Raw genomic sequence first — 11,664 nt, forward strand, 5'->3', positions numbered from 1 at the left:
CGCCCACGCGCTTCCCGGGCCCCACGCCCTGGCGGCGCAGGGGCGAATACGTGGTGATGCCCGCGCAGAGCAGCGGCGCGACGGCCGCCGGGTCCAGGTTCGCGGGAATCCTCAGGGCGAAGTCCTGGTCCACCACGATGGCTTCCGAATAGCCGCCCAGGGTGTACGTCTTCCCATCCTTCTCCAGCGCGTTGTACGTCTGCACGTTGCCGCTGGTGCAGTACTGCTCCAGCCCCTCCTGGCAACTGTCACAGGTGCGGCAGGAGTCCACCAGGCAGCCGACCCCCGCCAGGTCCCCTGTCTTGAACTTCGTCACCTCGTGGCCCGCACGAACCACGCGGCCGACGATTTCGTGCCCTGGCACCAGCGGGAAGCGGGAGAAGCCCAGCTCGTCGCGGGCCATGGTCAGGTCGCCATGGCAGACGCCGCAGTAGAGGATGTCGAGCTGCACGTCGCGCGGGCCGGGCTCGCGGCGCTCGAACTGGAAGGGGGCGAGGGGAGAGCGGGCGTCCTGCGCGGCGTAACCACGAACGGGAATCATGGGCATGGGCTCCTGGGGACTGCGTGACGCCAGGAATGATGGAGAAGGCCCACGCTTCGCGAAACGGATGGAATCGACACGTGGAATGTAGGAAAGCTTCCGAATGGCCTTCACGCCCCTCAATGCCTTGAACGCCTTCCTGGTGGTGGGCCGCAGGCGCAGCTTCGCCGCGGCCGCCAACGAGCTGGGCATCTCCCCGTCCGCGCTCAGCCAGTCGGTGCGTCAGTTGGAGGCGCGGCTGGGTGTGCCGCTGCTCACCCGGACGACGCGCAGCGTGTCGCTGACGGACGCGGGCCAGCGCCTGATGGAGCGCGCCGGACCTTCCGTGGAGAACGCCCTGGAGGCGCTGCGGACGGCCACCGCCAGCGCGGGCGAGGTGACGGGACGCGTGCGCCTGTCCGTGCCCACCATCGCCCTGCGGACCGTCGTCACGCCCATCCTGCTGCGCTTCGCCGCGCGCTACCCGCGCGTGGAGGTGGAGCTGCGCGTGGAGGACCGCTTCGTGGACATCGTGGCGGAGGGACTGGACGCCGGCATCCGCCCGGTGGAGGCCCTGGAGCGGGACATGGTGCAGGTGCGGCTGTCGAAGCGCTACCGCTTCGTGGTGGTGGGCTCGCCCGCGTACCTCAAGCGCAAGGGCACCCCCCAGCGCCCGGAGGACCTGCTGGACCACGACTGCGTGAACATCCTCATGCCCTCCTCGGGCGTGAGGTACGCGTGGGAGCTGGAGCGCGGCAAGAAGACCTGGCGCATCCCGGTCCAGGGGCCGCTGCTGTGCACCCACGAAGCGACGCTCATCGCCATGGCGGAGGCGGGGCTCGCCTTGATGTATGCCTTTGAACCCACAGTGATGCCGAGCCTGAAGCGCGGCACCCTGCGGTGTGTCCTGGAGCCCTACGCGGCGTCAGTGGACGGACTCTTCCTCTACTTCCCCAGCCGCGCGCAGGTGTCCCCCGCGTTCCGCGCCTTCCTGGACGTGGCCCGCGAGGTGACGGCCGAACGGCCCTGACGTCAGTCGCGCGGCGGCGCGCGGCGGCGGTCCACGAAGCCCGTGCGGATGTCGTCCTCGCCCACGCTGCCCTTCAGGCCCACCAGGGGGAGGGTGGCGGGGACGCCCGCCCACGCGCCCAGCCGCTCCAGCGCCACGGCCCGGTCCGCTTCCGGCAGGGCGCGGATGCTGGAGCCGTGGTTGCCGCCCGGCACGTAGAACCGGTACGAGTCATTGCGCGAGCGCACGTCGAACGCGCCCGTGGACCAGGGATCGTTCTCTCCGTACACGAAGAGGATGCGCTGCCCGAACGCCTTCACCCAGCCTTCGATGAGCGGCATCGCGAAGGGGTTGAACTTGTAGGGCTTCATGTCGAAGGGCACGAGCGCCCTCGGGTCGTAACCGCCGGGGTAGCGCTGGACGCCGCGCAGGTGGCGCTCCTCGGACGCGTAGCTGCCCAACTGCGTGGCCGCCTGGAAGTCATAGGCCGCGTAGTAGTCCAGGTCGGAGTCGCTCATGTAGGAGAGCCCGACGATGTCATCCAGGAAGTCCACCAGCTCTTCGGCGGTGGCGCCCGGCGCGGGGATGTCGCCGCACCGCGAGGCGTTGCCGTACTGCCAGAACGCGAAAGCGAACTCGAGGACGGTGAACTCCAGGGCCTTGTCCTGGCCGAGCAGCTCGTAGGACAGCCACTGCGTGCGCGCGTCGAAGACGGCCTCTGTCTCCGCGCGCCGCTCCAGCACCTCGCGCTGGAAGCCGCGGATCCGCTCACGGCATTCGGGCGTGCCCCGCTTGCTCAAGAACGCCACATAGCGCGGGTCCTGCGTCCCGTAGCTGTTCGGCGCGACGTAGGCCACCGTGGCGTCCACGTCGTTCGGGTAGAAGGCCCGGTGGTACACGGACGTCATGCCGCCCTTGCTGGCGCCGGTGCTGATCCACTTGCCGGCGAAGAGCGGCTTGAACGCCTGGACGATGCGGTGGTGGTCCGCCGCGGCCTGCTCGATGGTGAGCAGCTTCCAGTTCGCGGGGTTGGGCCGGGAGGGTTCGAAGAAACGGTGCTCCACCATCAACTGGTTGGCCTGGAGCAGCGCCGTGGGCTCCAGTCGGTAGGACTGCGTGCCGATGGCGTAGCCGCTGCTGCCCAGCACCATGGGCGCCTCCGCGCTGACGAAGCGCAGGGTCAGCCGCTGCTGGAACCGGGTGCCTTCCGGGTGCCGGTGGTCCGCGGGCTGGTCATAGCTCAGCACGAAGTGCCGCGCGCCCGGGGCCGGAGGCGGCGCCTCGCGCACCACCGTGAGGCCTGGGATGGCCTGCAGCGCGGTGAGGATGTCGCCCGGCACCGCGTCCTGGAGGAGCTCCTGCGTGCGGGTCACGGCTTCGGCCGGAGCGGGGAGCACCTCGTCGGACGCGACCTCGGTGCCGCCACAGGCCTGGAGTCCCAGGGCGAGCGCGGCCGCGAGAATCGATGGACGCCGGAAGAATCGAGTCATGTGTGAAAGCCCTCCTTGTGTGAATACCCGGCGGAAGATGCCGGGTTCGCATTCCGTGCAGAAGGACTTCCCAGGTGCTGCCGGCCAATGCTTGCTCACGGCAAGTTCAATCCTCTCGCAACAGCTCCTTGCCTTGACACAGGCGCTTCGCGAGGTCGGGGTAGGCCCCTGCCTTTTGCGCATCCCAGGCCTGCGCGTGCAACACCTTGCCCAGCGCCTCCGTGATTTGACTGGAGTGCCCGACGAGGTGCGTGTCCGCGCGCACCTCGTCCACGGCCTCCGCCCGGTCGTCGGCCACCACCACACGGGCCGTGAGGAGGTCCGCATAGGTGGAGTGGTCGTTGTAGTAGGTCCACGCCACGCCCTTCACGCGGATGCTCCCCAAGGACACCACCTCGCCGTGGAAGAGCAGGTTGTGGGCCGTGAGCGTGCCGCCGACGAAGAGCAGGGCGTAGTCGAAGCCTTCGTTGATGATGTTGCCCTCCACCACCAGGTCGCCCGCGACGAGCAGGCGGGACTGTTCATCGAGGATGAGGTGGCCCTTCACGTGGACGCGGCCCTCTTCGAGGAGCAGGTCCTGGCCCTCGGAGAGCTTCAGGTCCCCGTCCACCTGTTTCGTGGTGGGGGTGGGCGTCAGCGTGGCCTTGAGTCGCGCCCGCTTCTCGGCCGTCCCACACACATCGTGGAGCGAGGACTGTTCAAGCAGTTTCTGGAGGGGTGACATGGCGGATAACTAGCATTTTCAACGCTCCTCCCGCAGCGAGTCGAACCCCCGCGAGCGCCGCTCCCGGGGCTGGATTAGGAATCCACTCCATGAACGTCTACGAGATTCGCGGTGCCTTCGGCCTGGACAATCTGGTGCGTGCGGAGCGGCCAGACCCCACGCCCGGTCCCTTCCAGGTGCGCGTGCGGGTGAAGGCGACCAGCCTCAACTCGCGCGACGTGATGATGGTGGAGGGCCGCTACAACCCGCGCCAGAAGCTGCCGCTGGTGCCCAACTCCGACGGCGCGGGCGTGGTGGACGCGGTCGGTCCCGGTGTCACCCGCGTGAAGCCCGGCGACCGGGTGATGACCCTGTTCGCGCAAGGATGGCAGTCGGGAGGGCCCACCAAGGGCGTCACGGCGACCACGCTGGGCGGTCCGCTGGACGGGGCGCTTTCGGACACGATGCTCCTGCACGAGGACGGCGTGGTGCTCACGCCCGCGTACCTGACGGACGTGGAGGCCGCCACGCTGCCGTGCGCGGCGGTGACGGCGTGGAGCGCGCTCGTCACGCAGGGACACCTCCAGGCCGGCGACACCGTGCTGCTCCAGGGCACCGGGGGCGTCTCCATGTTCGCGCTCCAGATTGCCCTGATGCACGGCGCGCACGTCATCATCACCTCCAGCCGCGAAGACAAGCTGGAGCGGGCGCTGAAGCTGGGCGCGCACGAAGGCATCAACTACACGACGACGCCGGACTGGGAGAAGGCGGCGCGCACGCTCACCGGAGGCGTGGGCGTGGACCACGTGGTGGAGGTGGGCGGCGCGGGCACCTTCGAGCGTTCGCTCAAGGCGGTGCGCGTGGGCGGAACGGTGTCCCTCATCGGCGTGCTGTCCGGGGGCGGGGGCGCGGTGTCGCTCCTCCCCATCCTGATGCAGAACCTGCGCGTGCAGGGCGTCTTCGTGGGCCACCGTCAGTCCTTCGAGGCCCTCACGCGCGCGTTCGCGCTGCACGAAGTCCACCCGGTGGTGGACCGCGTGTTCCCCTTCGCGGAAGCCCGCGCCGCCTTCGAACACCTCAAGAGCGGCGCGCACTTCGGCAAGGTCGTCATCCAGGTGGGCTGACCCACGCGAAGTGGAAGTGCGCCTCCAGCGTGGCGGCGGTGGCCGTCTTCGGCAGCGGGGGGAAGGGCGCTGCCTTCTTCACCGCGGCGAGCGCGGCGGCGTCCCACGCCTTGGAGCCGGATTCGGTGAGGACGGCGGTGGAGAGCAGCTTGCCGTCCTTGTCGAGGATGGCCTGGACGATGGTCTTCTTCCCCAGCGCCGGGGTCCCCTTGGGTCCCGGCTGCTTCCAGTGCTTCGCGACGCGCTGGAAGGTCTGCTGCTGGTAGGTGGGGCTGTCCACCGTGCCCTGGAAGTAGGTCTGCAACTGGGGGCTGCCGCTCGCGGCCAGGGCCCCGGATGCGAGGGCCAGCGCGAGCACCGCCACGGCGGGGGTCGGGATGCGGAGCATGGGGCGAATATAGGCCCCGCTCAGCTCCGGGGCTCGGGGCGCTTGTCAGCGGTCTTGTCGCCCTGCCAGGTGAGGTCGTACACGGCCGCGTCCCCCGCGCTGCGCATCAGCACGACGGACGGGCTCTTCGCGCCGCTCATCTCCAGGCCCGCGGCGAACAGGCCCCGGTAGAAGCCCGCCACCACCACTGGCCGGCAGGTGAGCACGTAGCGCGTGGGGCCCGTCTGCTCCAGCCGCGCCTCCAGGTAGTTGGTGCCCGTGCGCAGGTTGCGCGTCATCCGCTCCAGCATCCGGTGCGGGCCCAGCAGTCGCACGCCCGCGAGCAGCGCGCTGCCGATGAGCGTGGCCCCGTAGCCCTCCAGGAAGCGCCGGCCCACCACCTCCGCGCCGTCCTCCAGCGGGGACGTCGGCGCCAGCACCGACGCGGCCAGCTTCAGCGACTCCACCCACACCTCCAGTGGGTAGGCCACCGACAGCTTCCCGCGAGGGTCGATGCCCGCCTCGCGCAGTTGCTGGGCGCACGGCTCGTCCAACTGGTCACCCAGGGCGCGAATCAGCCCTTCGAAGCTCTGCTGGAAGACGAGGCGTTCGGTCCCTGGCATGTCTCGCCACGCTACCCGTGAGCCCGGAGCTTTCTCAACCCGTGAGGTTCCCAGGATTCGAGAACTTTTCGGGGATTGTTCGAAAACGCGGTGCGGCAGTCGGTTCGACGGGTCGGCCGACGCGGTTTCGACGTGTCGAAGGGGCCCGTGCGGGAGCGGCGCGGTGGGCTTCCCGAGGGAGCGGCTCCTGGCATCGCGGTTGCTCTAGGGCTGGGGGTCACCTTCCAACAGGAGCAACCCCATGGGCGTCGCCAATGTGCTGTTCGTCGTCAACAACTCCAGTGGTGCCAACTGGCTGCCGGGCACTCCGACCATCGACCACGGCTCCATCAGCCCGGCCACGTTGCCCAACGTGACGACGGCGAGCGGGACGCAGAACCTCTTCTCGGCGCTGCCCAACTGGGGGCTCATGGGGGACGAGGGCGCCGTGACGTACACGTGCGGCGCGAGCCCGGCCACGGATCAGTTCCAGTTGTGGTGGGACAACCGCTGGTCGCACGCGTCGGGTCCGGGCGTCAAAGCGCAGAGCGCCAACTACAACATCGGCTCCACGGTGTCGTTCAACGGGGGCACGGCGACCTACACGGTCACGGTGAGCCTGTCGCCGAAGACGGCCCAGCGCTGACGGCACGTGAGTCGAGGCCGCGAGTGGGTGCGCTAGGCTGCGGGGTCATGCCGCATGACCCCCTCGCTGATGTCTCCACGGCCGCGATGCAGGAGCGCGGTGGCGCGGGGCGCGCACCTCGTGTCGTCCCCGCGCTGACGGTGGTGTCCCATCCGATGCCTCGGCGGGTGGGTGCCCGGCTGCTGCTGGACGCGGTGGCTGCGGGGCGCACGGTGGCGCTGTCGCGCAATGCGCCGGACTTCGTGGCCCCCGGAGGTTCGCTGGGGCTGCCGCTGTCGGATCCGTTCATCAGCCGCAAGCCCCTGGAGTGGAAGCCCGCCCCGGACGGGGGCGTGCGGCTGGTGGTGCCGGAGGACGGCACGCACGTGGCGCTGGAAGGCACGCAGCTTCGGGGGGAGCACGACTTCGGGCCGCGAGCGTTGGCGGACGGGGTGGCGCTGGAGCTGGCGGGCCGCGTGGTGGTGCTGCTGCACACGGTGGAGCTGGACGGAGAGGGCGCGGCGGACACGCTGGGCATGGTGGGGGAGAGCACGGGCCTGCGGAAGCTGCGCCGGCACATCGAGCGCGTGGCGGACCTGGACGTGTCGGTGCTCATCCGGGGCGAGACGGGCACGGGCAAGGAACTGGTGGCGCAGGCCATCCACCAACGCGGGCCGCGCCGGGCCGGGCGCTTCCTCAGCGTCAACCTGGGGGCGATTCCGAAGGAGCTGGCGGCGGCGGAGCTGTTCGGTGCGCACAAGGGGGCGTACTCGGGGGCGACGCGCGACCGCGAGGGTTTCTTCCGCGCCGCGCACGGAGGCACCCTGTTCCTGGACGAGGTGGGCGAGGCCCCGCCCGAGGTGCAGGTGATGCTCCTGCGCGTGCTGGAGACGGGCGAGCTGTACCCGGTGGGCGCGAGCAGCCCGGTGACGGTGGACGTGCGCCTCATCGCCGCGACGGACGCGCACCTGGAGGAACAGATTCGCGACGGGCGCTTCAAGGCGCCGCTGCTGCACCGGCTTGCGGGCTACGACCTGCGCGTGCCGCCCCTTCGCGAGCGGCGTGAGGACATCGGGCGGTTGTTCTTCCACTTCGCGCGCGAGGAGCTGGCGGCCCTGGGGGACGCGGGACGGCTGGACACGGAGGATCCGCACGCGGAGCCGTGGCTGCCCGTGTCGCTGGCGTCGAGGCTGGTGCGGGCGGCGTGGCCGGGCAACATCCGCCAGCTTCGCAACCTGACGCGGCAGTTGGTCATCGGCAGCCGGGGACAGGCGCGACTGCAATGGGACTCACAGCTCGATGAGGCCCTGGGAGTTCAGGACGCTGCTCCGGGCGCGGTGGTGCCTGTTGTCGCGGCCGTGAAGGCACCGGAAGCCCGCGAGCCGGCCGTGCCCCGGCGCAAGCCCTCGCAGGTGACGGAAGCGGAGCTGCTGGCGGCGCTGCGAGACCATGCGTGGGACCTGAAGGCGGCGGCGGATGCGTTGGGGATTCCCCGGCCGTCTGTCTATGACCTCATCGACAAGAGCCCGAACCTGCGCACCGCGGGCGACCTGGGCGCGGACGAAATCACCCGCAGCTTCGAGGCGTGCGGCGGCGACCTGGACGCGATGGTGCGTGAGTTGGAAGTGTCCAAGCGCGCGCTGGGGCGGCGGTTGAAGGAACTGGGGCTGGTGGCGAAGGCCTGAGCGATATCCCATGCACGCCGATGGACGCCTCGGCGCTGATGGCTCGTGCCCTGGGCTGCCCGGTGCACACAGACCGCACCGGGAACCCTGCGCCGGCCGAGACCGCCTGGCGCGCATGGGCCACGACTCCAATCAGAAACGATGCCGCTCCGCCTCCCTGAAGAACTGGGTGAGCGAGTAGTCCGGCAGCGCCTGGCGGGACTGAATGTACCGGCGGGCGCGGAGAAAGGGCAGCCAGACACGCTTGCCGACGCGCACCGGCCGGGCTTCACGGCCTCCGAGGTGATGCTCGGCGCGGGTAATGACTGCCTCGCCCTGTCGGACTCCACCCGACCGGGGGGCGACAGGCGAGTTCATCCATGCGGGCCCGGTGCCGCCGCGCCACCCGGCACCGGGCTCCCTTGAGGACTTCTTGTCCTCCCGCTCAAGGCTTCCGCCAAGGCCAGACGCTATTCAGTCGGTTCCGAGGGCGCCGCGTCCTGGCCGGCAAGGCTCGCCCCGGCCGCAGGCGCGGAAGCCGTGGCGGGGGCTGGGACCTTCGACTTGAGATGCGCCTTGAGGTTCTGCGAAAACTCACTCAAGTCAGCCGCGGACAGCGCCTTGACTTGGTTCATGAGGTCCTCCTTCGAAAGCTTTGCCATGGTATTTCTCCTGGATTGCAACTCCGTGTGGATTTGACGCAAGGATGCCTGTGTTGGCGCTCCTCGCGGATGACTCGCCGACTTCGAGGCTCGACGTCGGCGGCGCAACTCTTCAAGATTTGGTGGTGCACGCTCCTGGCGGAAGTCCCCTCGGGGACTGGGCCACCTCTTGTGTTCGGGCAGGAGCGCCTCTCCCGCCAAGACAGAACCCGTCCGCCCCACCCCTGACGCTGTCCCTCGTCCTACCGATGCGGCGCGGGGGCTCGAAGCAGGCCAACCCTGGCCCGCGCCGCTTCGACGGTTCCTGGTGGGTGACAGGGGGGCTGCACGCGTATCCCAGGTCGACACTCAGGAATGCATCGAGCCGTTTCGGGACGTGCTCCTGGATGGGTAACCCCATCAGCCGACGGGGAAAAACATCAGGAAGCCATTGAGCGCATCGGAGGTGAATGAGGTGAAGCCGCCCGGCGCACTCGTCGACGGCGTGCTGGCCAACTGGATAGGTGGACTCCACTGGCCGCCGTCGCAAGGATTGCCAGTGTTGGTCGTATAATAGAGCTTTCCGGTCGTGCCTTCCTGGTAGGCCAGATAGAGCACCCCATTCAACACGGCCATGCTGAATGCGCACGATGCCGTAATCGTTCCCAGGATGTTGTTCGGGTGGCAGACCGAGCTGTCGCCGCTGAACTCGTTGATGTAGATTTGCCCACCGTTGGCCAGGTATCCGACATACGGGGTGCCGTTGAACACGACGACGCATGGGGCGTTTGTGCCTGCGTGATTGCTCCCGGTCTGGTTGGAGTACGTGACGGTGCTGGTGTTCATCTGCTGGGAGCCATCCCAGCCTTCAGTGTTGTTGAACCCGCTGTACCAAACCCCATTGGCGTTCCCCATGCCCTCATAAAAGAGGTACAACTGGCCGTTCCACGCCAACGGTGCGGGCCATCCCGACATGCCTGCATTCGGCACGGTGAGCTGCGCGCTCCAGCCACTGCTCGTGCTGTAGGTCTTGTAGTAGATGGTGGGCGAGTAGTCACCGCCTTGGTAGAAGACATACAGCACGTCGTTGTACACGGCCGCCCCTGGAGACCCCGTCATCCCCCCTTTCGCTACGACTTCGAGGGGCCACTGCCATCCATTCGAATCACCGATGCTGCAGGACAGGGCGCCGCTTTCACTTTCTCCCTGGTAGAAAACGAAGACTTGATCATTGTACACCACGGCGCTGGGAGCCCAGGACAGGAATGCGTTGTTGAGCGAGGTCATGAGGCTGCCGGCGCTGCCAGGGATGATGGGGCAACCGAAAACAGTACTATCGTTGCCAGGTCCCTGCATGAAGCTGAAGAGCTGCGAGTTATAGGCAAGCAGGGACGGCGAAGCAGATATTCCGATCATGGCGACCTGGGTCGGCTCACTCCAGTTCACCGTATCGGTAGAGCTGATGTACCACGTCGTTCCGCCGCTCGAGCCCTCATAGAACACATAGAGGACGCCGTTGTAGTCCAGAGCGCTGGGGATGCCGGTCATGCTCACGGTGGTGACATGGCCCTCCGTTCCCCAGGTGCCTGCGGTGTTCATCCCTCTGTAGTACATCGTGTTGTCGTTGGAGCTCTGGTAGAAGATGTAGGCTTGGTTGTTGAAAACCACCGCACCCGGCGAACCCGACGACGCCACCCCGATATCCGGGACCTGGGTCGACGCCGCCCAGTTGCCGCTGCTGATGTCGGAGGTGTGGGTGTACCAGATCGTCTCGTTATTCCCCGGCCCCTGGTAGAAAACGTAGACTTCGCTGTTGAATGCGATTGCCGAGGGAATGTTGGACATGATGACTTGATCGCCCAACACGTTCCAGTAATAGCCTGACGGTAGCTGCTTGGCGAACAACTGCCCGCTGTTCTTCATGTTCAGGGTCGTACCCTGATAGAACGCATACGGCACGTTGTTGTACGTGACGGCGCTCAGGCCGACGTTCGTCAATACCCCGTCGATCTGGTTGGGGCCGCTCCAGGTCGTACCCGTGCACGTGTAGTAGAACGCATTGGACGTATCCTGAGCGGTGCTGGGATAGACCACGTAGACCGTGCCGTTACACATCGTCCCGCTCGGTGGATTGCTCATCACCTCGTTGATCTCGAACGCCTGCCACAGCGGCTGCCAGACGAGGTCCGTCATGGCGTCTGAGGTGCCTCTCTTGGCGAGGCCGACCAATACGCTGTTCTTGGTGTGGTTCGGCATGAACATTGCCATCACTCCATCCATTACAACGGACATGAGATTCTCCTTTTGTGGGTGCACGTGAGGAAGATCAGACAAAGCCAACTTCATCTGATCGCTGGCAAGCCGCTACTGCACCCGTTGTGCGTGCCGCCATTTTCTGTGAAGGTTTGTGTTGAGGCTGAAAATTCAAAGGGCCTCTGAAGCGCTCCGGGATTTCGTAGGCCCCTGCTTGGATTTAAAATGACGGCGAATTGCTCTCTCTAGATAGACGGTGTCCGCCTGGACTCTTCGGGTCGCTGATTGTGAGAGAGACACTGAAGATGTGCCTTCATCGCGAATTCATGATTGTTATTAGGTCTCCAGTCGAACTTTCCCGGGCGGACAAGGGACGTGCAGGAAGGTGCGTGAACCGCTGGAACGGAAAAAGACCTCACGGCTATTTCTTGCGGTTGAGGGGTGGTGGGTTCGCGGGTTTGAAAGGGATTTTCTTCCCGCTCACGTTGCCGCGAACCGCCGCCGCGATGCGCTCGGCCTTGCGCGCGATGGGTCTCTTCGTAACCGTCCGGCCAACGACGTGCGGTGAGGGATTGCCGGCGTAGCGGTGCGCGGCGGACGCTGGTGGGCATGGCGAAGCAGGTGGCGAAGCCGGAGTGGGCGTGCGTCGCGGAAGCGTTCGAGGCC

The 11,664-nt window shown here is 67.4% G+C and carries 11 protein-coding genes; 4 read left to right on the forward strand and 7 right to left on the reverse strand.

The features are described 5' to 3' along the window. Nucleotides 1-541: alcohol dehydrogenase catalytic domain-containing protein (locus D7V88_RS32425; RefSeq protein WP_158625203.1), on the reverse strand; the 541-nt coding region annotated here is incomplete at its 3' end. A 103-nt stretch (nt 542-644) separates the two neighbouring features. Here D7V88_RS32425 and D7V88_RS32430 point away from each other — a divergent pair. After that, entirely contained in the window at nt 645-1,550 is a 906-nt protein-coding gene (locus D7V88_RS32430; RefSeq protein WP_120544493.1) for a LysR family transcriptional regulator, read from the forward strand. Nucleotides 1,551-1,552: 2 nt separating this feature from the next. On the opposite strand, the gene D7V88_RS32435 is transcribed toward D7V88_RS32430, so the two are convergent. Then, nucleotides 1,553-3,019 carry a S28 family serine protease gene (locus tag D7V88_RS32435; RefSeq protein WP_158625204.1) on the reverse strand — a complete coding sequence of 489 codons (1,467 nt, stop codon included), beginning with the start codon at nt 3,017-3,019 and terminating at the stop codon, nt 1,553-1,555. Between the two features lie 106 nt (nt 3,020-3,125). Beyond that, nucleotides 3,126-3,743: a hypothetical protein gene (locus D7V88_RS32440; RefSeq protein WP_120544495.1), complete on the reverse strand. Its 618-nt coding sequence runs from the start codon at nt 3,741-3,743 to the stop codon at nt 3,126-3,128. A gap of 89 nt (nt 3,744-3,832) precedes the next feature. On the opposite strand from D7V88_RS32440, the gene D7V88_RS32445 reads away from it, so the two are divergent. Then, nucleotides 3,833-4,846 carry a zinc-dependent alcohol dehydrogenase family protein gene (locus tag D7V88_RS32445; protein ID WP_120544496.1) on the forward strand — a complete coding sequence of 338 codons (1,014 nt, stop codon included), beginning with the start codon at nt 3,833-3,835 and terminating at the stop codon, nt 4,844-4,846. On the opposite strand, the gene D7V88_RS32450 is transcribed toward D7V88_RS32445, so the two are convergent. Continuing rightward, nucleotides 4,830-5,234 carry a TonB family protein gene (locus tag D7V88_RS32450; RefSeq protein WP_120544497.1) on the reverse strand — a complete coding sequence of 135 codons (405 nt, stop codon included), beginning with the start codon at nt 5,232-5,234 and terminating at the stop codon, nt 4,830-4,832. The two genes, D7V88_RS32445 and D7V88_RS32450, sit on opposite strands and share 17 nt — an antisense overlap. Before the next feature lie 20 nt (nt 5,235-5,254). Then, entirely contained in the window at nt 5,255-5,836 is a 582-nt protein-coding gene (locus tag D7V88_RS32455; RefSeq protein ID WP_120544498.1) for a DUF2378 family protein, read from the reverse strand. Nucleotides 5,837-6,077: 241 nt separating this feature from the next. On the opposite strand from D7V88_RS32455, the gene D7V88_RS32460 reads away from it, so the two are divergent. Together D7V88_RS32460 and D7V88_RS32465 are read left to right on the forward strand one after the other, a co-directional pair. Then, on the forward strand, nt 6,078-6,461 hold the full coding sequence (locus D7V88_RS32460; protein WP_120544499.1) for a hypothetical protein: 384 nt from the start codon (nt 6,078-6,080) through the stop codon (nt 6,459-6,461). A 47-nt stretch (nt 6,462-6,508) separates the two neighbouring features. Further along, a complete protein-coding gene (locus D7V88_RS32465; RefSeq protein ID WP_120544500.1) occupies nt 6,509-8,125 on the forward strand; it encodes a sigma 54-interacting transcriptional regulator in 1,617 nt (538 codons plus the stop codon). 449 nt (nt 8,126-8,574) lie between these two features. Here D7V88_RS32465 and D7V88_RS32470 read toward each other — a convergent pair whose 3' ends face one another. Continuing rightward, complete coding sequence (locus D7V88_RS32470) at nt 8,575-8,766, reverse strand: hypothetical protein (protein WP_120544501.1); 192 nt, start codon at nt 8,764-8,766, stop codon at nt 8,575-8,577. Nucleotides 8,767-9,165: 399 nt separating this feature from the next. Continuing rightward, complete coding sequence (locus tag D7V88_RS32475) at nt 9,166-11,013, reverse strand: hypothetical protein (RefSeq protein ID WP_147448947.1); 1,848 nt, start codon at nt 11,011-11,013, stop codon at nt 9,166-9,168. Nucleotides 11,014-11,664 lie beyond the last annotated feature (651 nt).

This window comes from Corallococcus terminator (genome assembly GCF_003611635.1).
GTDB classification, from domain to species: Bacteria; Myxococcota; Myxococcia; order Myxococcales; family Myxococcaceae; genus Corallococcus; species Corallococcus terminator.

Bases quoted from the DNA above. Each gene is read 5' to 3' on its own strand.
- D7V88_RS32475 (WP_147448947.1), bottom strand. From the start codon at position 11,013: ATGGCAATGTTCATGCCGAACCACACCAAGAACAGCGTATTGGTCGGC.
- D7V88_RS32460 (WP_120544499.1), top strand. From the start codon at position 6,078: ATGGGCGTCGCCAATGTGCTGTTCGTCGTCAACAACTCCAGTGGTGCC.
- D7V88_RS32450 (WP_120544497.1), bottom strand. From the start codon at position 5,234: ATGCTCCGCATCCCGACCCCCGCCGTGGCGGTGCTCGCGCTGGCCCTC.
- D7V88_RS32465 (WP_120544500.1), top strand. From the start codon at position 6,509: ATGCCGCATGACCCCCTCGCTGATGTCTCCACGGCCGCGATGCAGGAG.
- D7V88_RS32455 (WP_120544498.1), bottom strand. From the start codon at position 5,836: ATGCCAGGGACCGAACGCCTCGTCTTCCAGCAGAGCTTCGAAGGGCTG.
- D7V88_RS32445 (WP_120544496.1), top strand. From the start codon at position 3,833: ATGAACGTCTACGAGATTCGCGGTGCCTTCGGCCTGGACAATCTGGTG.
- D7V88_RS32470 (WP_120544501.1), bottom strand. From the start codon at position 8,766: ATGGCAAAGCTTTCGAAGGAGGACCTCATGAACCAAGTCAAGGCGCTG.
- D7V88_RS32440 (WP_120544495.1), bottom strand. From the start codon at position 3,743: ATGTCACCCCTCCAGAAACTGCTTGAACAGTCCTCGCTCCACGATGTG.
- D7V88_RS32435 (WP_158625204.1), bottom strand. From the start codon at position 3,019: ATGACTCGATTCTTCCGGCGTCCATCGATTCTCGCGGCCGCGCTCGCC.
- D7V88_RS32430 (WP_120544493.1), top strand. From the start codon at position 645: ATGGCCTTCACGCCCCTCAATGCCTTGAACGCCTTCCTGGTGGTGGGC.